The organism is Notoacmeibacter marinus (genome assembly GCF_002238045.1).
GTDB classification, from domain to species: Bacteria; Pseudomonadota; Alphaproteobacteria; order Rhizobiales; family Rhizobiaceae; genus Notoacmeibacter; species Notoacmeibacter marinus.
On the sequence record NZ_NBYO01000001.1, the window covers coordinates 1,580,001 to 1,602,045 of the forward strand.

18 protein-coding genes, 1 tRNA gene, 2 rRNA genes and 1 pseudogene are annotated in these 22,045 nt (G+C 53.5%); 14 read left to right on the forward strand and 8 right to left on the reverse strand.

Translation table 11 applies throughout. The annotated features are described in order from the left end of the window. Positions 1-284: 284 nt before the first annotated feature. The 3 genes from B7H23_RS07610 to B7H23_RS07620 all read left to right on the forward strand — a co-directional run bounded on the left by B7H23_RS07610 (position 285) and on the right by B7H23_RS07620 (position 4,369). A 23S ribosomal RNA gene (locus tag B7H23_RS07610) occupies positions 285-3,097 on the forward strand. A gap of 502 nt (positions 3,098-3,599) precedes the next feature. Next, a 5S ribosomal RNA gene (rrf, locus tag B7H23_RS07615) occupies positions 3,600-3,715 on the forward strand. Between the two features lie 577 nt (positions 3,716-4,292). After that, positions 4,293-4,369, forward strand: a tRNA-Met gene (locus B7H23_RS07620). Between the two features lie 529 nt (positions 4,370-4,898). Here B7H23_RS07620 and B7H23_RS16225 read toward each other — a convergent pair. The 6 genes and pseudogenes from B7H23_RS16225 to B7H23_RS07650 all read right to left on the reverse strand — a co-directional run. Continuing rightward, positions 4,899-6,020 (reverse strand): annotated as a pseudogene (locus B7H23_RS16225) (recombinase family protein); the annotation flags it as partial. 183 nt (positions 6,021-6,203) lie between these two features. After that, entirely contained in the window at positions 6,204-6,644 is a 441-nt protein-coding gene (locus tag B7H23_RS07630; protein WP_094076683.1) for a hypothetical protein, read from the reverse strand. Positions 6,645-6,655: 11 nt separating this feature from the next. Further along, the gene (locus B7H23_RS07635; protein WP_143534739.1) at positions 6,656-6,952 is read right to left on the reverse strand and encodes a hypothetical protein; all 297 of its coding nucleotides are present in this window, start codon (positions 6,950-6,952) and stop codon (positions 6,656-6,658) included. Continuing rightward, complete coding sequence (locus tag B7H23_RS07640; RefSeq protein ID WP_094076685.1) at positions 6,945-8,657, reverse strand: type IV secretory system conjugative DNA transfer family protein; 1,713 nt, start codon at positions 8,655-8,657, stop codon at positions 6,945-6,947. The genes B7H23_RS07635 and B7H23_RS07640 overlap by 8 nt, the downstream gene beginning before the upstream one ends. Then, positions 8,654-9,034, reverse strand: a complete 381-nt coding sequence (locus B7H23_RS07645; RefSeq protein WP_094076686.1) for a hypothetical protein — start codon at positions 9,032-9,034, stop codon at positions 8,654-8,656. Before B7H23_RS07645 ends, B7H23_RS07640 begins: the two co-directional genes overlap by 4 nt. Before the next feature lie 2 nt (positions 9,035-9,036). Next, positions 9,037-9,624, reverse strand: coding sequence for a hypothetical protein (locus tag B7H23_RS07650; protein ID WP_094076687.1), 588 nt, complete (start codon positions 9,622-9,624; stop codon positions 9,037-9,039). A 667-nt stretch (positions 9,625-10,291) separates the two neighbouring features. Here B7H23_RS07650 and B7H23_RS15875 point away from each other — a divergent pair. Genes B7H23_RS15875 through B7H23_RS07665 form a run of 4 tightly spaced genes read left to right on the forward strand, consistent with a single transcriptional unit; the run spans position 10,292 to position 12,835 of the window. Continuing rightward, on the forward strand, positions 10,292-10,936 hold the full coding sequence (locus B7H23_RS15875) for a hypothetical protein (RefSeq protein WP_143534740.1): 645 nt from the start codon (positions 10,292-10,294) through the stop codon (positions 10,934-10,936). After that, positions 10,897-11,568: a hypothetical protein gene (locus B7H23_RS07655; protein ID WP_094076688.1), complete on the forward strand. Its 672-nt coding sequence runs from the start codon at positions 10,897-10,899 to the stop codon at positions 11,566-11,568. Before B7H23_RS15875 ends, B7H23_RS07655 begins: the two co-directional genes overlap by 40 nt. Then, on the forward strand, positions 11,568-12,467 hold the full coding sequence (locus tag B7H23_RS07660) for a hypothetical protein (protein WP_094076689.1): 900 nt from the start codon (positions 11,568-11,570) through the stop codon (positions 12,465-12,467). The genes B7H23_RS07655 and B7H23_RS07660 overlap by 1 nt, the downstream gene beginning before the upstream one ends. Then, positions 12,467-12,835: an ankyrin repeat domain-containing protein gene (locus B7H23_RS07665; protein ID WP_094076690.1), complete on the forward strand. Its 369-nt coding sequence runs from the start codon at positions 12,467-12,469 to the stop codon at positions 12,833-12,835. The genes B7H23_RS07660 and B7H23_RS07665 overlap by 1 nt, the downstream gene beginning before the upstream one ends. Positions 12,836-12,854: 19 nt before the next feature. Here B7H23_RS07665 and B7H23_RS07670 read toward each other — a convergent pair whose 3' ends face one another. Further along, the gene (locus tag B7H23_RS07670; protein WP_094076691.1) at positions 12,855-13,403 is read right to left on the reverse strand and encodes a recombinase family protein; all 549 of its coding nucleotides are present in this window, start codon (positions 13,401-13,403) and stop codon (positions 12,855-12,857) included. Positions 13,404-13,591: 188 nt separating this feature from the next. Between B7H23_RS07670 and B7H23_RS07675 the strand changes: the two genes are divergently transcribed. The 4 genes from B7H23_RS07675 to B7H23_RS07690 all read left to right on the forward strand — a co-directional run bounded on the left by B7H23_RS07675 (position 13,592) and on the right by B7H23_RS07690 (position 15,823). Beyond that, positions 13,592-13,939, forward strand: coding sequence for a hypothetical protein (locus B7H23_RS07675; RefSeq protein WP_094076692.1), 348 nt, complete (start codon positions 13,592-13,594; stop codon positions 13,937-13,939). Then, positions 13,939-14,691 (forward strand): hypothetical protein, encoded by a 753-nt coding sequence (locus tag B7H23_RS07680; protein ID WP_094076693.1) that lies wholly within the window; start codon positions 13,939-13,941, stop codon positions 14,689-14,691. The genes B7H23_RS07675 and B7H23_RS07680 overlap by 1 nt, the downstream gene beginning before the upstream one ends. A gap of 284 nt (positions 14,692-14,975) precedes the next feature. Further along, positions 14,976-15,212: a hypothetical protein gene (locus B7H23_RS07685; RefSeq protein ID WP_143534741.1), complete on the forward strand. Its 237-nt coding sequence runs from the start codon at positions 14,976-14,978 to the stop codon at positions 15,210-15,212. Next, positions 15,209-15,823, forward strand: a complete 615-nt coding sequence (locus tag B7H23_RS07690) for a TRM11 family methyltransferase (protein ID WP_143534742.1) — start codon at positions 15,209-15,211, stop codon at positions 15,821-15,823. The genes B7H23_RS07685 and B7H23_RS07690 overlap by 4 nt, the downstream gene beginning before the upstream one ends. 54 nt (positions 15,824-15,877) lie before the next feature. On the opposite strand, the gene B7H23_RS07695 is transcribed toward B7H23_RS07690, so the two are convergent. Then, entirely contained in the window at positions 15,878-16,702 is an 825-nt protein-coding gene (locus B7H23_RS07695; RefSeq protein WP_094076696.1) for a hypothetical protein, read from the reverse strand. Positions 16,703-17,101: 399 nt separating this feature from the next. Between B7H23_RS07695 and B7H23_RS07700 the strand changes: the two genes are divergently transcribed. The 3 genes from B7H23_RS07700 to B7H23_RS07720 all read left to right on the forward strand — a co-directional run bounded on the left by B7H23_RS07700 (position 17,102) and on the right by B7H23_RS07720 (position 21,978). Continuing rightward, complete coding sequence (locus B7H23_RS07700; protein WP_094076697.1) at positions 17,102-17,665, forward strand: hypothetical protein; 564 nt, start codon at positions 17,102-17,104, stop codon at positions 17,663-17,665. A 249-nt stretch (positions 17,666-17,914) separates the two neighbouring features. Next, entirely contained in the window at positions 17,915-18,844 is a 930-nt protein-coding gene (locus B7H23_RS07705) for a hypothetical protein (protein ID WP_206608861.1), read from the forward strand. Positions 18,845-19,578: 734 nt separating this feature from the next. After that, complete coding sequence (locus B7H23_RS07720) at positions 19,579-21,978, forward strand: AAA family ATPase (RefSeq protein WP_094076700.1); 2,400 nt, start codon at positions 19,579-19,581, stop codon at positions 21,976-21,978. Positions 21,979-22,045 lie beyond the last annotated feature (67 nt).

Below are 22,045 nucleotides of genomic sequence, written 5' to 3' on the forward strand. Positions count from 1 at the left end.
GGGTGTCCGGTGCGCATTGCGGCATGCTCATTAGCCGCATGCATATGTTCGCCACTTAACCGCGGCGATCGGGCGGATCTCTGGAAGCTGGTCTTTCTGCTGATGATCATAGAGCGCTTCGGTCTGCACCTGATCTCCTAATGGAGGTCTTGCGGCAGCCAGAGCGCAAGCGCGCGACGTCGCTTATGCGACGCGCCGTCCGCAGGCCAGGCACCGATAAGGTGCCGAACGGCCGTGAGGACATGAAAATCGCGCGTAGCGTGATGATCATTGGCAATGAGAACGATCAAGTGTCTTAAGGGCAATTGGTGGATGCCTTGGCATGCACAGGCGATGAAGGACGCGATACGCTGCGATAAGCGTCGGGGAGCTGCGAATAAGCTTTGATCCGGCGATTTCCGAATGGGGAAACCCACCCTTGAGCCATAGAAAATCGGATGAGCCGTTCGCACTTTGTTGCGGGTGGCTCATGCGGTTTCTATGGTTCGATATAAGGGTATCTAATGCTGAATACATAGGTGTTAGAAGCGAACGCGGGGAACTGAAACATCTCAGTACCCGTAGGAAAGGACATCAAACGAGACTCCGCTAGTAGTGGCGAGCGAACGCGGATCAGGCCAGTAATCATGGTGAGCCAAGCGGAACTGTCTGGAAAGGCGGGCCGTAGTGGGTGACAGCCCCGTACGCATAATGCGAACCATGGTTCTTGAGTAGGGCGGGACACGTGAAATCCTGCTTGAATATGGGGGGACCACCCTCCAAGCCTAAGTACTCGTGCATGACCGATAGTGAACAAGTACCGTGAGGGAAAGGTGAAAAGCACCCCGACAAGGGGAGTGAAAGAGTTCCTGAAACCGGTTGCCTACAAACAGATGGAGCCCGCAAGGGTGACATCGTACCTTTTGTATAATGGGTCAGCGACTTAGTGTGTCGTGCAAGCTTAAGCCGATAGGTGAAGGCGCAGCGAAAGCGAGTCTGAATAGGGCGAACAGTACGACGCATTAGACCCGAAACCGAGTGATCTAGCCATGGTCAGGCTGAAGGTTGGGTAACACCAACTGGAGGGCCGAACCCATACACGTTGCAATGTGTCGGGATGAACTGTGGCTAGGGGTGAAAGGCCAATCAAACTCGGAAATAGCTGGTTCTCCGCGAAATCTATTTAGGTAGAGCGTCGCTTTTATACTCTCGGGGGTAGAGCACTGGATGGGCTATGGGGACTCACCGTCTTACTGATCCTAACCAAACTCCGAATACCGAGAAGTACTGAGCGGCAGACACACGGCGGGTGCTAACGTCCGTCGTGGAGAGGGAAACAACCCTGACCTCCAGCTAAGGTCCCCAAGTCACGGCTAAGTGGGAAAGGAAGTGAGACTCCCAAAACAACCAGGATGTTGGCTTAGAAGCAGCCATCATTTAAAGAAAGCGTAACAGCTCACTGGTCTAAATAAGGGGTTTTGCGCCGAAAATGTACCGGGGCTCAAGCCGTGCACCGAAGCTGAGGGCTTGTCTTTATGGCAAGCGGTAGCGGAGCGTTCTGTAAGTCTGCGAAGGGATAGCCGTGAGGCGTCCTGGAGATATCAGAAGTGCGAATGCTGACATGAGTAACGATAAAGGGGGTGAGAGACCCCCTCGCCGAAAGTCCAAGGGTTCCTGCTTAAAGTTAATCTGAGCAGGGTTAGCCGGCCCCTAAGGCGAGGCCGAAAGGCGTAGTCGATGGGAACTGGGTGAATATTCCCAGGCCAGGTGGTAGTGACGGATCGCGTATGTCGTCAATCCTTAACGGATTGGTTTGGCGGCGAAGCGGTCCCAGGAAATAGCTCCACCATGAGACCGTACCCGAAACCGACACAGGTGGACAGGTAGAGTATACCAAGGCGCTTGAGAGAACTATGTTGAAGGAACTCGGCAAATTGCACGCGTAACTTCGGAAGAAGCGTGACCCTTTTTTACGCAAGTGAAGGAGGGTGGCACAGACCAGGGGGTAGCGACTGTTTACCAAAAACACAGGGCTCTGCGAAGTCGCAAGACGACGTATAGGGTCTGACGCCTGCCCGGTGCTGGAAGGTTAAGAGGAGAGGTGAGAGCCTTGAATTGAAGCCCCAGTAAACGGCGGCCGTAACTATAACGGTCCTAAGGTAGCGAAATTCCTTGTCGGGTAAGTTCCGACCTGCACGAATGGCGTAACGACTTCCCCGCTGTCTCCAACATAGACTCAGTGAAATTGAATTCCCCGTGAAGATGCGGGGTACCTGCGGTTAGACGGAAAGACCCCGTGCACCTTTACTATAGCTTTGCACTGGCATTTGTGCCGACATGTGTAGGATAGGTGGTAGGCTTTGAAGCCTCCGCGCCAGCGGGGGTGGAGCCACCCTTGAAATACCACCCTTGTCGGCATGGATGTCTAACCGCGACCCGTTATCCGGGTCCGGGACCGTGCATGGTGGGTAGTTTGACTGGGGCGGTCGCCTCCTAAAGAGTAACGGAGGCGCGCGATGGTGGGCTCAGAACGGTCGGAAATCGTTCGACGAGTGCAATGGCATAAGCCCGCCTGACTGCGAGACTGACAAGTCGAGCAGAGACGAAAGTCGGTCATAGTGATCCGGTGGTCCCGTGTGGAAGGGCCATCGCTCAACGGATAAAAGGTACGCCGGGGATAACAGGCTGATGACCCCCAAGAGTCCATATCGACGGGGTTGTTTGGCACCTCGATGTCGACTCATCGCATCCTGGGGCTGGAGCAGGTCCCAAGGGTATGGCTGTTCGCCATTTAAAGCGGTACGTGAGTTGGGTTCAGAACGTCGTGAGACAGTTCGGTCCCTATCTGCCGTGGGTGTAGGAATATTGACAGGATCTGTCCCTAGTACGAGAGGACCGGGATGGACGTATCTCTGGTGGACCTGTTGTGGCGCCAGCCGCATTGCAGGGTAGCTATATACGGACGGGATAACCGCTGAAGGCATCTAAGCGGGAAACCCACCTGAAAACGAGTATTCCCTATCAGGGCCGTGGAAGACGACCACGTTGATAGGCCGGGTGTGGAAGCGCTGCAAAGCGTGAAGCTTACCGGTACTAATTGCCCGATCGGCTTGATCGTTCTCATTTGCCAATGATCATCGTGAAACGATGATCATTGGACCGGCAGCGACCTGGAAAGTTGCAGACTTTCTGGATCAGGACTGCCGGCCATAAAAGATCATTGTTTGTTTTGTCCTCGCGGATCGTATCGCACCCTGCCGGGTGCTGATCCTCCGGACGGGGTGCGCCACAAGGCGCGGCGGCCCTTGACCTTGCGGACCTTTTGGTCCGAAAGATCAATCGCCGGACGAAACGACTCGTCGGACCTCCGGTCTGGCGGAGCGGCGCAAGCCGCCGGAAAGACACCAGCTTCCAAAATGTTCTCAGCCTCGGTCGCGGTACGTGCAAGCGTCCCGATCAAAGGCGGATCGCCCGGACACAGATCCCGTGTCCGAGCCCGCAAGGCGGGCCGGAGCTTTTGCTCCGCGTGGTTCGCAGGCTCAGCGCCCGGTAGGGCGCGGTATGAGCCGTGAGAACGAAAACAAAAGGCTTCGCTTGGCGAAGCCGATGCATTTTATCGACCTGGTGGTTCTTGCGGAGCTTCAAACACCCGACCCCATGCCGAACTCGGCCGTGAAAGGCTCCAGCGCCGATGGTACTCCGTCTTAAGACGCGGGAGAGTAGGTCGCTGCCAGGTCTATAAAGTGCATCGGTCGCCGTTCCGGCCATCGTCAAACGATGGCTGGCCAATGACGGCAGCCCCCGGGCGCACCCGCTTCCAATATCTTCTCATCACAATCGCACCTTGCCGGAAACGACCCTTTGCCGTCTCCGGCCTGCCGGACGAGATCCATTCTCGCCGACGGGGTGTCTGTTCGAAGGTCCGAAAGCCCAACAAGGGGCAAGGACCAGCGGTCACAGGCGCAGACAAAGACCGGGCACCACACACCGCCCGGTAGAAATGGTGACGCGGGCGAGGAGCCGCCCCGCACCGCCCGCAGCAGGCAACGCCCTGCCAGGACGGGCAGACGAAGAAGACGGGCTGCCTCACAGCGCCCGAAACTTGGTGACGCGGGCGAGGAGCCGCCCCGCACCGCCCGCAGCAGGCAACGCCCTGCCAGGACGGGCAGACGAAGAAGACGGGCTGCCTCACAGCGCCCGAAACTTGGTGACGCGGGCGAGGAGCCGCCCCGCACCGCCCGCAGCAGGCCAGGACCTGCCAGGACGGGCAAACGAAAAAGACGGGCTGCCTCACAGCGCCCGAAACTTGGTGACGCGGGGTGGAGCAGCCCGGTAGCTCGTCAGGCTCATAACCTGAAGGTCGTAGGTTCAAATCCTACCCCCGCAACCAGCGTTTCCTGCCACATGGATATTTCCTTTAATTTCAAAGGATTATCCTTATGCGCGGCGAAGTTCAGAATTCCCGCAAGATCGCCGTACAAGTCTATCAGCAGCCCGGTTCCGTCCGGGTCCGGCTTCAGGACAATTTTATCGACAAGCTTGCGAAGAAGCTGTGACGCTTCCGCGCGATGATCGGGATCATTCAGGGTTCGGACAAGGTTTGTTACCTCCTCTTTATATCGCAACGCCATCGAAGGATGCAGGATCGGCGGCGGCGCTGCCAGGTTTGTCAGTAGAAGTTTCAGCTCGCTTTCGCGTTCACAGATGGAGTCCAGCTCCTCTTTGAGGCGCTGGTTGGCGAGACCGGCTTTAATGGCTTCAATGATGTTATCGGTCTGCTTGTCGAGCTCGCGAAGTTCCCGCTCGTATCGCGCCCGCTGCGTCGTCCGCGATTTGATCAAGTGATTCATATGCGCGGTATATTCCTCGCAAAAACGCTCGCAGAGTTCCGCATCCATCAAGTGCGTTCGTAGCGCGTTAATCACCGCTTCTTCCAGCGCATCCTGCTTGATCGCGCGGCGATTGGTACATGTGGCTTTGTTGCGCGCTGTCGAGCAGCCGTAATGGGTATTGGAGATTTTTGAGAAGCCTCCACCGCATTCGCTGCATTTGAGAAGATGGGAGAGAAGTTTTGGCGGTCTTGGGCATTTTCTGAAATCGCCCTTCTCGGCAAGCTCGTCCTGAAGCCCTTTGACCCGCTGCCAGAGTTCGTCATCGACAATGCGCAATTCCGGTACGTCGGTCGTAAGCCATTCGGATTTTGGATTGAGGCGTGAGACGCGTTTTCCGGTATCAGGGTCCTTGATATAGCGAAGCCTGTTCCAGACCAGCTTTCCGATATAGAGATCGTTATTCAGAATTCCGTTGCCGCGCCGACGATTGCCATAAATGGTCGATGCCCCCCACTCTTTTCCCCGTGGTCCCGGAATCTTCTCCTCATTAAGTCCTGCAGCGATCGCGCGAGGCGAATGTCCGGCAGCAAATTCCATGAATATACGGCGGATGATTTCGGCCTCTTCCGGAATGATTTCGCGGTCGCCACGGATCGGCTCGCCTTTCGCGTCCAGCTTCTTGACAACCTTATAGCCATAGGAGTTGCCACCCCCGGACTTGCCAGCCTCTACACGCCCACGCAGGCCACGCCGCGTCTTTTGCGCAAGGTCTTTCAGGAACCGGGCATTCATCGTGCCTTTCAGGCCAATATGCAGATCGTTGATCTTGCCGTCCGACAACGTATGGATCTCAATATCGGCGAAGCTCATCCGCTTGTAGAACCCGGCAATATCCTCCTGATCGCGCGACAGCCGGTCGAGGTCTTCGGCCAGCACCACGTCGAAGTTGCCTGCCGCGCCATCCTGCATCAGCATTTGAATGCCGGGCCGCATCAGGCTGGCCCCGCTGATCGCGTGGTCGGTATAGCAGTTGATGACAGCCCAACCTTCACGCTCCGCACGCTCGCGGCAAACGCGAATCTGATCCTCGATCGAGGCTTCGCGTTGCTGGTCGGAAGAATAGCGAGCGTAAATGGCGGCGCGGATCATATCAAAAGGTGTTCCTTTCTGGCTTATCGACGGCTCCCCGGTGCTTCTCCTCCCAAGCATCGTAATCGGATTCGGCAGCGCGACGAGCCATGAAGCGCACAAATTCGACGAGACGGGAATCGAGGCCCAAAGGATTGGCCTTCATGTTTCGTTGTTTATTATTGTCGCTCTCTCTCGTCATATTAGTCAAATCTTTCAATACAAGTATTATAGGAATATTTACTTCATGTCAAGAAGTAATTCCTAAGTATTGATTGTGAATGGCGGCGTTAAGTCATCCGGTTCGGGGCCATGAGGCGTTCCACCAAGTTTTACGCGCATACCTTGTGCGGTTTCGCTCAGCTTCGATAGCCGTTTGCTACAGCGGGCCTCCACCTCTTTGACGGCGCGCTGCGTCAGTCTCGCCTTCGAATAATAAGGACCCGCGCTCCCGGCGATCATGTTGTAGTTTTTCTGGAAGATCGTGGGATTTTTCTCGCTGATTTTCTCAAGCTCCTTGGCTTCCCACGCGGGAGAATGCTTTTCGAGATGAGACTTCAGTTTTTCCTGCACGTGGCGGACGCGCTGGTCATGGGCGACAAGCGCCTTTGGTTGATGGGGATAGTACGGCCCCTCTTTCCTGGCTTCGTCAAAAGCCGCGCGCACCTCGCTTTCGCGCGCGGACGTAAAGAGGTCATCGGCCATGTCAGGCTCCTCTATTCAGCAATCATCTTGATAAGCGGACAGCGGCCATCGCCGGGGCGAACCTGACGGCTATGCAGTCCGAAATAGGCGCAGTGCGTATAGAAGGGTTCGCCGCCGCGCTGGTAATACTCGTAGCTCAGCAGGACATGCGGCGTGCCTATCTGCCCCACCGCGAAAGGCAAACAAAAGAGAGGGACGATCCAAACGAAATAGCGTCCGCCACGCCAAAACCGGGCGAGAAAGCTATCCTTGGTCTCCGTTCGATACGCCCGTCGGTAGTCGACACCGGTGATTTTCATCTCACGCATCGCTTGTCTCCCCGTATTCGATTCCGAACCGCGTAGGCGCTTTGAGGGGCGGCCCCTCCAGCGGGTTGTCGGCAACCCAGCCATCCCGCCACGGGGAGACTTCGCCATAGTGGATAAGCTTCAGGCGCATCGGCCGCAGGCCCTTCACAAACACCCATGCTTCATCCTTCGACATGGCGAGGGTTTCGTCAGGCGTCATCAAACGGCGTGCATGTTCCTTCGAGCTGACATTAAGGTCGTCAGGGTGCAGCTTGTGGGAGTAATCCTGCGATCGAACCGTCATGTCCGAGAGCATGTCCGAAACGGCTTTGGCGCGTTCGTACGAGTTCAGACCTGCGTAGATCTTCAAATCGCAATAGTCATTGATCGCGGCAGCCGTCTCCTTGCCATACTTCCGCACCAGTCCGGAAAACGACTGGATATAGAAATCCGCCGTCATCTTCAGGCCCCGCATCGTCTCCAGGTCGGAGGCGATATCGGCGAATTTGAAGTTCAGGAATTCATCCACGATCAGCCGGATGCGTCTGCCGTTGGGATATCGCTTGGCCGCCGCCATCAGATTATTGTTCAGCATCGAAGTGAAGGATGCGAATTCCCGCGCATGGCTGAGCGGCGTCATGATGAAGACGATAATCTGCCGCTCGCGTAGATCGGCGATGTTGAAGAACGCGGTCTCGCCATATTCGGCCAGGCGGCCCGCTTGGTGATACGGGGCAAGCGCCTGCGTGGCCCATTCAACAAAAGAACCGAATTGCTCTGCGTTGTTTTTCATCAGGCCAAGCAGGCTGCTGGCCTCGCTTTTAAGATACCGAACGACCGGATCGTCCTTGCGCATGCCGGTCAGGTGATCACGCACAAATCGAAGTGTCTTCTCCAGATTCTGCGGATCGTTCAGAAGGTCATGACAGTTGGCGGGCGTGCATTTCGACGGGTCGGTATAGGCGAAAAAGACCGGCCCGAAGGTGAGCAGCTTCTGCGCGCCGCCGACGAAAAAGCTGTTCTTCTCGTTACCCTTGTCACTGGGCAATTTGAGGATCGCGAGGTCGCGCGAAATCGAAACGGCATCCTTGCGAAACTCATCGTCGGCGCATACCGCGTCGATGACGGCCTGATAAGGATTGATTTCGACGATCGGCAAATCGCCGGACTGGATGCCCAAGGGATCGACGCACCACACTTCGTAGCCAAGCTTTACAAGCTGAGGGACGCACATGATCGCCAATTCGCGCTTGATGTCTGCAACAGCCACACTCTCGCCCCGCATCGCGCTCTGGAAAATATTGGCAATGACCAACTTGATGCTCTTGCCGCCGCCGGAGGTGATTTCCGTGAGGCTGAAGGGCGCATCCTGCGGCGCAAAGACGGGATACAGATTGCGATAGAGACCGAGAAACGTGCCGCTGGCCGGAAGCGACATTCCCCGCGCAACGATCTCTTTCCAAGTTGCCTCGCGCGCGGAGCCGTGACTGTCCGTTGCCTCGCGTGATTTCCGGATGGCGCCTTGCAGCCGCGCATCGCGATAGAGCTTTTTCAGCGCATCGAAACCCGTGAGAAACGCGCCTGCCGCGAACATGTACGGGAAAAGGCATTCGTAAAACCCGTATGTGTCGGGCCAGAAATACCATGCGGCCCACCCAAGCGTGGCGGCAATGAGAAACTGTCCGTTGATCTGCCACGCCCCCGCGTGGCCCGCGCGCGCACTCATGACGCCACCTCACGGCGCTCATCCATCGCCTGCTCTATCGCGCGGCGAACCTGCAGCAGCCGTGAAAACCGGCCATAGATAGTGCCGCCTTCGTCGTCGCGCAAAGCCAGACTGTCGACCTTGAGCGTACCCACCTGCCAGGTCACGGCCAGCACCACAATTGGAAGCGCGATCAGCGCGACCTGCTCGCCCGCATACAGATACCTCCAGAAAGAGAGCCCCAACCCCAGCAGACCAAGCGACGGAAGCGCGCACATCAGGAAGAGATTGCGCTTGAGTGAAACGGACTCGATCTTCCCGACATCAAAGGATTTCTTCGGCGTCCGCACGAGGCGGTGGGTCACCTCCCAGCCGCCGCCTTTGTAAAATACGGTCATGGTCAGCCTCCCGCTTTCTGGCATGCGCCGCCACGGGCAGCGTTGCTCATCAACTTTCCGATGTCGGTGATGGCGGGGGGCTTGTAGAAGGTCAGCGTCCCGGCATAGATCGCCCAGTCATTACGGTTGTTTTGGACGACTTCATCGGCAAGGCATCCACAATATCCCGCCGTCTCGCCCATCCGGCTTGCGGTAGCGGCTTTCACCGCATCGACTTTGTCTTGATAGGCCTGCTGCGCCCCCGCCAGAGGGGCCGTGGCGATCGCGCCGATCGAGTCCGTCGAAAGCCCGCTCTGTCCCAGCACATCATTGAACTGGCGACCGAACTGCGATTTGCTGAATGCATCCAGAAAGGCCAAGCCGGTCTGCTGCTGCGGGGTCAGCATCGGCTTAGGGATATTTCTGATGGCAGCCTCGGCCTGCTCTTCGACTTGCTGCTCGACCAGCTTCGTGCAGCCGTTCAGATAGCCGTCAGCGCGGATAATGCGGGAGCCGAGTTCCGGGCCGGTTATCGCCCAAGAAACGGCTCCGTAAACAAGCGCACCGGCGATGACGGCCTTGGGCGCGATGTCTCCAAATTGGGAAATCATGACATACCTCCTCTGTTCGCTTCAAAGGACTCAAACCTCAGAAGACGTTGGGGGAGGCGGCGGAACTCACCGCCGCCTAGTTGTGCTGTGTTCAGGACTGGCGGACTAGAAGTGTCCAGTGTTGCTCAATGCAGTAAAGATCTCTGGCGGTCTTTGATGCGTCACACATTCGGCAGGGTTCATCACCGGCGGAACGACGATCACAGCCGATCCCAGGTGTGAACTCCGGGCAACGCCGGGCGCGGCGGTTGCGCTGTGGAAAGCCGGGAGTTACTTTCTTGCTCATCAAATTGGTCCTTGCGTGGATCTGATTTGATTAGGTCGGCCAACGGTGCCAGCCGCTGGTCGACCGGCTCGCTCTACTTTTTAGAACCCGCTGCGTATCCTTTGAGGTAGTTCTGACGCGCAAGGTAACTCTCGTTGCGCTGCGGCCTGATGGGGCGGGCGAGTTCGGCGTCACTTTTACCGTTCGAGTAACTCATGATATTGTCCTTTCTGACCAGCGTTACTGTTCCAATTTAATCCGCAGACTATCTATGACTGCGATGTACGCCGTACCGGGAAATGAACTCCAGAGCCGACGAGTTTTGTCTGATAGCGCAAAAAATGTAGCGCTACCTGGAAGCCAGTTGGAAATTCGTTTTGCGGGTCGTGACGGAGAATAGCCTTGGTCAATTCGCGCGAGCAGTTCGCAGAGCTTTTGGAAGCCTTTCACGAGGCTTGGGCTGAAGAAGGTAAGCCGGCGGACATGGCGACGCCAGCACTCAAGACTTTTGTAGAGGACTCTCGCCCGTTTAAAGGAAAAGGAGAGCGATTTCTCGCCGGTAAAGTACCTAATATGCAATCAGCATTTGAACGAGGTGAGTTTCAAACAAGCGGAATCGCAAAGGCGAAAGAAAGGCCTGACCACGATCCGACCATTCTAGAGATTGCATGCGGCTTGGGAGCAAACTCTCAGTTAGAAAAGCTCATGGCGCGAGTTGCGGTTTATGCATCCCAACATGCGCGTGATGAGGCGAATGCTGTGGCTTTCAGCACCTTTATCACGGTAGATGATCAGTATCGTCAAAATTTTTTACGAAAAATTTTCTTCAGAAGCCGCAAGGCGCGCTATCGACTAATGAAAGATTATCTTCAACACCTTGTTGGGCAAGATGGTGAGCATTATTTGTCAATGTTATTTCCTACAACGATCAAAAATTTCAACATCGAACACGATGGTTTCACAGCTGTAGTAATTGCATGTGTTGAATTCTGGCAGGAGTACGGTGAATGGCGAGAAGTATCCTTATCCGGATCTGGCAGTGGCTGAGAAAATCAGCCGACAAATCCGTTGAAGCAGACGAAGCCGACGATTTTACGCCAAAGACAGCTATTACGATGGTAACTTTGGCTGGATGGACAGATTGGAAAAAGTTTGGGCGTGCAGTCCCTGCGAATAACATGCCCCCGATACGAGTTTTCCATCGAACCTCTGCGAAAAACATACAGCGAGACCACAACGTAATCTACGTGGAAGAGTTTTCGTCCGATCAGCTTCAGAAACAGATTGACGCCGCTATGGCATCGCTGAAGAAGGCGCAGATAGATAGTCTCCCTGTAAAAGAACGCAGTCAGGTGCTGAAACTCTTATCGCATCTAAGGTCGGAACATGGTGACGAGGGATGCAAACGGTTTTGCGAGCTGTCTCATCTCGCCTTTCGAGAAATCGCGGAAAACGGAATGGCAAACGAAGACCCATTGGCCTCTTTCTGGGCCGATTTTCGTACTTTTATTGACGTAGAGAAAGCCACTCAGCGCGGACACCCTTTTAGTATCGAGCATTTTTCCGGCGAGATATTTGTCATTAATGACGAAAAAGGTGCGCGGTTTGAACATAGCAGCGGCTCATCAATTCAACTAAGTGTCTTACAGCAAATGATGCGCGGTCAAAGCTCTATATAATGAATTTACGAATAGTACCGAGCAGAAAAGAGATAATTCTTCGGCATAGCTACGACGCCTGCACCAAATTTGATGTTATCAAAAGATTTACTGCAGAATATCAGCGATTTTTGGCTTTGGACCTCCGCAACGCTGGCCGGGAAAGCTTTAAGGAATATGTATGCAGCACCATACATTCACATCTGGAAGTTGAAAAATTTGTTGACGCAGAAGGTAATATATTTGACCTTGATCCCGAAGAGGATGTTACTGCTGAGACACTAAAAAATTTACTTACCAAAAAGAGTGATCAAGTCGCTCGTATCCATGATGCGACAATTCGTATAATTCACGCGTTTAACTCGGTGGTTAGTGGCATGAATGTTGGTTTTAACAGGCCCTCTTTCGTGGAAACGTTGGGGGCCTCGACTTCTATGCAATACGCTTCGCCGATCTCTGTGAGCGATATTGACGATACGATGAAGCTCTTTGACGACAAAATCTTCATTTATAAGGGGTCGACATCGTCGTTCCCAGCCTCACTAGACTCGGAATGTGTTCTGATGTGGTTTCGCCAGCTGCCGGCTGAAAGTTTTCTCTATACACGCTTCATAGCCAGCCCCTCTGCGCTTGAGTTCTCTCACTTTCTGATGACGAAGGCGGACCGCAGTGACTGGCAGGACAATCATTTCACAGGTGTGGCCGTCCGTACTCGGGAAGGTTTAAGCTGTCATTTGGCAAGTCTCAACCTGCGTATCCCAGCCTATGCGCTTATAAAAATCGCTGAAACCGGCGGATTAACTTGCGCTCTTCATTCTTATCAGACGCCAGGATATTTATTAGATTATTCTGAAATATCGCCTGTCGAAGATGATGATGTATTAGAAAAATTTACGCATTGGCCTTGGAAAATTTTATAATGTATAATTTAGTCTTAGACCTTTCACATTTAATTACAAATAGAGGAGTTGTGGAAAATAATATATTGGAAGCTGCACATTACGGAGATTTGGATACGATAAAGGCGGCTGTTGCCGAGAACGCGGATTCCGTTAATTTTTTCGATAAATTTACAGGTAGCACCGCTCTGCATATATCGGCAGGATCTGGTAATTTTAGCTGCGTTGAATTCTTGGCAAAATGTGATGGAATAGATCTCTTCCGCGCTGACAATGATGGAAAGGAAGCCGTTCACTATGCCTATGAAATTGGACACTATGTTATCGTGGATTTTCTAATGGATAGAATGTATCCCGCCCGTCTGAAAATTAACAAACTGGACTTTTAGAGAATTACTATTCAATTTATTAAAGTCTTTTAAAGTTTCGCCGAAGAGTACTGGAATGTACTCCGAGTTTGCGGGCCAAAGTGGAAAGGCTTTTGCGTCCCGAGCCGCATTGGGCGGCAGCTCCCTTTACTTGAGATTTAGTTAGCTTGTAAGGGCGACCAAGTCGTACTCCTCTTCGCCGCGCGGCTACCAATCCCTCCTTCGTCCTCTCGGAAAGCCGGTTGCGTTCATGCTCCGCGAAGGCGGCGATAACGGTGAAGATGAGTTTGCCGTCTGCAGTTGAGGTGTCCACGCCAAGATTGACGATCTGGAAATGTACGCCGCGTGAGCGCAGGGCTTCGGCCTGGGTGAGGGCGTCCACTGTGGAGCGAAAAGCACGGTCGAGGCTGGCAACGACGAGTGTATCCCCGGGAGCTAACGACGCCAACAGCTCATCGAAGACTGGGCGTCTTTCGGCCACAGCCGAAACGGTTTCGATATGTAATCGATCGCAGAGCAGCCTCAAACCATCAATTTGTCGGTCATGAACCTGTTCTTTTGTGCTGACGCGTATATATCCAATTTTCATATAAATTCAATGCCTTACGAGGTTTCAGAACACATCCGTATGTCACGAAAACGTTCCTTTTCTCGCTTAGCTATTCGTAAAGGCAGGGCGGATGTTCTGATCTCGCTAAGGCCTTGTTATTTCAATATTATAGAACAATTATAGCAAATTTCGGAGCCCAATGTAAAATATTGCGTAATCGAACGATTATGCACCGCTCGAAAGACAGCAAATCTCTGGTACCTGCATTGCCTGCGGCTTCCATCGCGCTTTCCCTTGCTGTTGCGCCGGCCAGCGCACAAACCGCTGGCGACATTATGAGCAAGCTAGAGCCGGAGAAACGCTACAGCTACGTCACCGGCGTTATCGAGGGATTGGCCATCGCCCGCTACCAGAATGACAAGCCGGACGTGACCGGTATGAAATGCATTTATGACTGGTTTCATTCTGATGCGAAACGCCAGTGGGAAGTCATCCGGACCTGGTTTGAACGCCATCCCGATCAGTCGCCCGGGGCACTCTTGTTTGTGCTCACCAAAAAGGAATGCGGGGCGTAATGATTCAACTGGCCAGCCACTTCAGCCATAGCGTAGCAAATTCGACGCTCCTTCAGCAGCAGCGTACTATTGAGTTCGCGCGGGTGTCTCGGGAACGGGACCGGAAGAAAGACGAGGCCGCCGATCGTAGCGAAGCCGAACTCATGGATCTGGCCGGTACCGTCCTCATGGCCACCGATCAGCAGATCGCGGAATTTGAAGTGAAGCTGGAGCGCTATGATGAGGCCACGGTCAAAGCTCTCATGAAAAACGGTGAACGTATCGAGGAATTGCAGGCCGAGCGCCAAGCCATGCTTGAGGACGCGCATGTGCTGGAAGATGGCCGCCGCGTGTTTAAGACGGAAGACGGAACGCGAGTGTATGATGAGCACGGCCAGCGTCTTTCTGAAGAGTCAGTCAATCCTGACGCAATCGCCGACTACCGACCGCGGGCGGAATCGTATCTCGAAAATGAAGCGGCCCTAACATCCTTGGAGCAACAGCGCGCCGCTATTCTCGAATTCCAGAACCATGTCGACGAGGCGCACGAACAGATCGCCGAAGGCGGGATTTCGGAAAAAGACCTGGATGAACTCGATAGCGAGCTGAAGGAAATGATGCCCGATGCGGTTCGCGCCGAAATGCCTGGCTACGTACCGGCAGAACCTGTTCAGAAACTTGGCGGCCAGTTTACGAAAGCCGCTGCTCCGGTGATGCCTGCTGACCTCAATCCCGCGAACATAGTCCCTGATATGCAGGGGCCTGGCCTCTAACGGGTAACGGCCTCAACCCTTTTCTCTGCATTGCCCATCAATGCTGAGCGTGCATAACGCGGCGGTTTTCCACTCATATGAGCCCATCACCTTTTCGGCTTGCCGGACCGTCCTCATCCGACCGTATTCGATGCGCGTGACCGACGGCGCCGACGCGTCAATGTCCTGCCCGCTCCATTCGCCCTTCGGGCTCCCGTGTTGTCCGTGACGCGGCGGCTATGCCGCGCGGTCCTTTCCGCTGCATCGGCCGGATGGTCCGGCCGGACAAACGAAAGGAAAATGACATGACTACAAAGAAAGAAAAACCACCTTACCGACTGACCTTCTCACGTATCACCGGCAAGGACGAAAGTGGCCAGGATGTGCTCTCGCGCCCTTACGAAATCGGCGTTGCATGGGCTCGCAAAGGCGGCAAGAAGGGATGCGTCATCTCGATCGAGATTATCCCGACCGACCTTGTGAACCGAAACGGCGTCCTGTTTCTGGTGCCTACCGAGCCGGATGAACGGGGGTTCGCATGAGCCTCCCTCAACCTGAAACCTTGCGCTCGCCATTAATGGCGGGCGCAAGCCTCGGTCCCAACCGCGCAGCGAACGAATATTACCCGACACCGCCGGAGGCGACCCGCGCCCTGCTCAATGCCGAACACTTTGAGGGATCGATATGGGAACCCGCTTGTGGCGAAGGCTGGATCTCAAGCGAACTGACAGCGGCGGGATATTTCGTCGTATCAACCGATATCGACGATTACGGTTTCGGCACGCCCGACACGGATTTTCTAAGCACGCGCATACCGCGTGGGAAGAACATCATCACCAATCCGCCCTATGGTCGCGGCCTGGCCGATCGGTTCGTCCGGCAGGCGCTCCATTTCTGCGAAGGGACCGGTGGGCGTGTGGCCATGTTGCTCAACATCGCCTCGCTCTGTCATCCGGACCGCCACGGCAGTTTTACCCGGCGTCCGCCCTCGGTTATCTACGCGCTCGATGATTGCGTCTGCTATCCAAACGGAAAACCGGAACAAGCAACCCGCTATACCAACACGCACCGATATTGCTGGGTGATATGGGAACCGGAGCACACGACCCGAACGGAATTCCGCTGGCTCTCCACTGCACCGTTCAGGAACTAGGCGAACTATCTTCCAATGCAGCGACCACCCCGCCGCTGCATCAGCCTTGATAGATCATGCGGTCAGTTCCGTCACTTCCGCAGGACATTTGAAGAAAAATACTCGGTCAAAATCTGTGTCAATCGGTGTTGGCACTGATACCCCGTAAAAGGTCGATGCCATGGAAGGGAGCAAAATTTTCGGCGGCTCTTCGAAAAGATAAATGGGCGGCACCTGACCTGCCACAATGATGAGCCATTGCTCATCGCATTGGCTATAGCCTCTAAGCGCGTCATGCTTTCTCTCCAGCACGCTCCTCAGGTCGTCTTCAGTATAATCGTGCACAGTTCCCCCACGACTCCCCGAGATCGAAGTAAACGTCTGCCCGTCGTTGAATAATTGTATATGCTGGAGAAAGGCCGGAATTTCGGGGCAGACATGTTTCGGATGGTCGCTGAAAGAGATGTCATCTTCGGCGCGCACAAGCAGCTCTACCGAATGACCCGCCATTCCACCTGATACTTCATCGATTAAATCAGCGACAATGCCGAGCGCTCGTTTCGCGCTTGGTTTGTCAACAGCGACCTCATCGTTGAGTATCAACCCGATGTCTAAGTGAAGTTTTGGAGCTACGGCCTTCAGGAGCTCTTCAGCGAACTGTCTTTGGGCTGCTTCAATTTGATATGCTGGAAAAGCTGACCCAGGTAACGATCGCTGTGCCATCGTAACTTCGACGCCAATAGACTGCTCACCACGTTTCATCACAAAATCAGGGCGTTCGCTAAGTGCGAGGTAATCGTATTCGACGTCCCACATTTTGCTGAACCAATGAAAGGCGGCAAGCTCCTCCATTTTCTTCGGATCTTCTGTGGCGAGCTTCTTCAAGTCGAAAGCCATCATGTGGCTAACTTATCGAAACTTCGCATGATTGTCTCGCCCGGCATCCAACCTTTGCCGCGCTCGCGGCAACCGGTCATCCGACCGGAAACCATTTTGCGAGGACCGAGAGGAAGTCTTCACTCTTGCGCATATTGCAAGCTCAGTGAACCGTCGCACGACAATGTTTGATCTTCAGATTCCTGAATTAACGCGCTCCGCAAGATGTGTTTTGTAGTACAAAACCCCCTTGGGAAGGGGGCCCGCTGCGCGCCCCCGTTCCATCCCCCCGGCCCTTGGCTCCTCTAAGGCATTGAACCCAATTCAGAGCCAGTAGACCGTATCGCCGATTTATCGCAATGCAGGTTGAATTCGTCAGCAGAAGAAAGTTTTAAAATAAACCTTCCAGAGGTAGAGTACCGCATGACCGATACTACCGAAGTGCTTTTGGATGCGGAGACGCTTGCGCCATTATTCAAGCGCGCCCTAGAGAAGTTTGTGCATGGCGAGCGCGATCATATTCTTAGCGGCGTCTCGGAGCAGAACTTGTGCTTTCGGCTAGCTCTGGCGCTGGAGCACGAGCGTGAGGCTGCTGGACTTGCTGACTATGCGGTGGACACAGAGCATAATCGCAATGGCGGACAGCTCAAGACGATCCTCGACGATCAGATGCATCCCATTTCGATCCGCGTCGATATCATTCTCCATTCGAGGGGCAATGTTCGAGTCCAAGACAACCTCATTGCTGTTGAGATGAAGCGTCTTGAGCATCCGGCGGAAGAGAAAGAAAGGGACCGCATGCGCCTTCGAGCTATGACGAAGGCGAGTTACGACAATCTATGGTCTGCTGACGGTGTCACCCTCCCTGAACACGTCTGTGGCTACGTGCTCGGCTATTATCTGGAACTTGATAGGTCCAAACCCGCTTTTGCTGTCGAAGTTTTTGAAAAAGGCAACCAAACTATGACGTTCGAGGTCGCATTCTAATTAACAATGTAAATTTCAGATATCATTCCCACCGACGGCCAACCACAGCGCATCTATTGCGACAACTGTAAGTCACACTCCGAGCTTGCCTATATCGACTTCAACGAAATTGTCTCAGGTGTTTCGATTAGCATTGAAGGTTTACCGGTTTTGCGGTGTCCTAGCTGCGCCAATGAGCAGATGCCAGATCGATCGCGCTTCGCAATAGTGCAACTCCATCAAGACGCCGTTCGGCGGTCGGCCAACAAGGTGACCGTAAACCGCAAGAAGGATGTTACTGATTTTGGATTTACGAAAATCCGATTTCTATACGATCCTGACGAATATTTCTATTTTCCTGGCCTCTATCGTTCATTCGATGAAGGATTCTTGCAGCCTGTATATTTCAAGCGACAGGTGCTCTTCAAGTACGACAACACTCCCGGTAATCGGGTGAAATTCGCGTCCACCACTTACGGTACAATTGATGCTGAGGACAACTACATAAGCTTTGGCATCAACCGTCACGGCAATGTCGTCATGTGGCTGGGCGACATTGCAAAGCTGCCGGAGAGCGAACAGTACTACCTCCGCTCGGAGAACATCCCCTCCGACCACGCGCTCGGTAGCGAATTCTATGACGGCCAGATCGAGTTGGTCTTCACGCCCAAAACCAAGGAAGACAAACTATTCAGTCTACGGTCGATTTTTTTAGACAAGTGTCTGACGCGCTTTGGAGTGTCCTTTGGTCACCTGGAGGCGGAAGCCTTTGATCTTGCCCTTTCCTTCAACCCGCCCCTCGTGGACACTCTGAAGGAACGCAGGCACGTCGCCGATACACTCAATAAAATTTACCTTGAATCGCTCGACAGCAGTGCGCTCGGAAAAGTCGTCACAAGTCTTGGCGCCAAATCACCAGGCACTGGCAGTCTCAAGCAACTGCAAACTATTCTCCAGACGATCGCTCCCAACGATGATATTGGGACTCTCATGTCGCCCCTCTACGTCCTCTATGACCTTCGTGTAGTCTATTCCCACCTGACCAGGGGCGCGATTCCATCCCAGCTTCTTGCAGTTACAAAACGACTTGATCTCGCACCCGACGCCTCTCTTGCCGACATCTATGCCAAGCTTACCGATGGCCTTGTCGACACCTTCACTGGAATGGTGAAGGTAGTCGACCCTAGTTTTCTTGCGTGATGTAGAGGTGGCTACTTGCCGCGCCTGTTAGTTTTAAGTCAGCCTCTAGCTGAAGAAATCCCAGTCCACCTCGGCCGAAATACCATTCGATACATCTGCTATTTCGCGTCCGCCCTGGCCATTGCAGATAGGATACGATCCATGATGACTGAGGAAATTACTCAAGAAAAATCGCTCCATATCATAGATATTTTCTGGGCCGTAACTCCGTAATACATCTGCCGAGTAGTATGTGAATTTTAAATTGTGGGTATTGGCATAGTTCATAACGCCGAGGTTGCCCGATTGGCCTGTTAAGTGTCCCCGAAGTCGCATTGCTATGCTGTTTTGATTGGATCCGCTCATCCCGATGTAAATCAAGCGCGAACTTGCAAAAGGATACGTTATGCCTGGAGTCGCCAGAAATATAAAGTAGATACCGACTACCCCGCGAACAAGCTTGATCTCATGCTCACTTAGGTTGTACATTTGTGCGAATAGTATGCGCATAATATTATTATAGGGGAGGTAAAAGATTGTGACTACTGAGAAAATCAAATCGGCTAGCGAAGTTCTCACAGACTTCCTGGATGCGCAGGCAAAAAAGGCGGGAGTGGACTCAGGGACGATTGTGGCCATACGTGATTTGCGATCCGAGAGCAAACTCACAAAGACAAACCTTCTTCGGAAGCTTGAAGACACCCGAAAAGCCGCGCTGAAAGGTGCGAAACCGCCAGCCGAGGAGGATGCGGGGAATGACTAAGCTCAGGCACCTGAAAGCGTCGGCCTTTCGGGGCGCGAGGTTCGATCTCCCGCTCGATTTCTCCAAGGAGAATAGAAGCGTAGCGATATTCGGCGAAAACGCGGCCGGCAAAAGCACGATAACAGACGCGCTCGAATGGTTCCTTTATGATCGTGTGGACCACCTATGGCGCGAAGACTGCAAACAAGATTCACTCCGTCACGTCCTCACAGACGACGCCGACGCCAGCGTTGTTGAGATCCAGTTCGACGGCAAAGATCAGCACGGAACAAAAAGCCTATCGGTCGATCTGAAGACGACTACGAGTTACGCCAACGACAATGCTGGATCGTTGGTAAGCGAACTCAAAGGCGACAATATCATTCTGCGACACGCAGATATCGTCAATTTTCTAGACCGGGCTAAAGGCAGCAAGCGCGAGGCAATTGCTAAGATCATAGGCTATGAAGAAATCACGCAGTTCAGGTCGGTGATCCAACAGGCAAGAAACAGCCTTCAAAAGGAAGGAGCCTATACGACTGCGAAACAACAGTCTCAAACGCTGCAATCCAATATGGTCGAAGCTACCGGCCAGATAGTCCCGGATAGGGCAGCATTTCTTGAAATTGCAAAAAGCGTTGTTGAGCCATTCGGACTCAAGACATCCATAACGGATGAAAAATCCTACGAAGACGCTTTGAAAGAGCTTCGCGGTCATGGCAGTAGCGCCGATAAGATCAAAGCCGCTGAGCGTCTAGGCCAGCTCGAAAAGGCATGCGACGCCCTTAAACGAGACATCGACCAACTTCTGAAAGGTGCCGAGGCTTTTGCCGGCGGTTTTAACGCGCTTGCGAAGGAGCGAGAGAACGTTAACCAGCTTCGACTCAGCGACTTTCTCGCTAAGGGCAAGGCTGTCATCGATGAAGAAATCTTCACTGATGAGCAGTGTCCTTTTTGCTTAAGTCCTTACGACCTTTCCGATCTTCAATCCGAGGTGGCGAAACGGCTTGCCGAAATGGCCGAACTTCAGACCAAACTGGAGGCCACTAAGGCCCTGAAAGACACCCTGATTGAATCAGTTAACAGCACGGGCCTCAAAGCGAAGGCGTTGGTCGCAGATCATGCCGACCTGGACGGTTTCTCTGAATTAATTGATTGCGCGAAGGCCGCATTGGGCATGCTCCGCGATTACCACAAAGCCATAACATCTGCGTTTGCGGCCATCGAAATATTTGAGCCCCCAAACGACTTCAGCGGCACAATCACCGATCTTCGTGTTAAATGCGAAGCGTCCCACACCAAGGCGCGCGAAAGCGCGAATAAGCTCGATCTGACCGATCTTGAAAAGCAGGTGGCAGAGGCACTTACAAAGCTTCAAACCCTAAGCCAACAAGTTGACGCCTATGAAAAGTGTCGGGGCGTCATCAGCGCTTACGAAGCGCAAATTATCACTCTTTCTACGATTTTCGACGAGTTCATACTTGTTCAGAATGCAGCGCTACAAGCCGTGCTCGATAAGATCAGCGACGATGTCGGCATCTTCTACCGGAAGCTTCACCCAAAGGAGGCGGTAGATAATGTCCGTCTTGCGATGGTAGGGGAAGAGGGGGTCGAATTTGAATATTCGTTCCATGGTAAGGCCACCCAACCGCCGCGCAAATATTTGAGCGAAAGCCATCTGAACAGCTTAGGTATCGTTCTATTTCTGGCCAACGCCAGGATATTTAACAAGAAAGCAAAATTCCTGGTTCTTGATGATATCGTTACTAGCTTCGATACAAACCACCGGCGACGCCTGCTGCGACTGCTCAGAGACGAATTTTCCGATTGGCAGATCATTATCCTTACACATGAAAATATCTGGTTTGATTTAATCAAGAAAGAAATGGATCACAAAAGCTGGCGCTTCCGGGAGGTTTATGCCGACGACGATAACGGCATTCTGGTCGATGAAAGCCCAGCGACGCTGACAGCGATTATCGAGAAAAAGAAGGGCAAAGAAGACGTCACCAATGACCTTCGAAAGCTCCTTGAAGCTGTACTGAAGGAAATCAGTTCGGCCCTTGAGGTCAAAGTTTCGTTTCGGTTCAACGAAACCAACGAAAAACGCATGCCTGACGAACTCCTTGGCCGCCTTCGCGCAACCTTGAACGAGAAGTCGCCGGAGTTGGCTAAAAACAAGCTATTCTCCGATCTTGCGGGTTCGACGTTGATCGCCAATCTGGATTCGCACGATAATCCTGGCAAAATCACAGGCGGAGACATCGACGTTCTCCTAGAGGACATCGAGAAGCTTTCATCGCTCTTCATATGCGCGGATTGTAACCGGCCCGTGCGTGCCGACATTCCTGTCGCAGGAGCAAAGGAAGTTTCTTGCAAGTGCGGAAAGGCCAAAATTTCTTGGAAGCGGTAAATTTCAACAGGCTGTGTGTACTTCGTGCAGTATTGTCGCCGGCTGCTTCCACTTTACCGACGTTAAT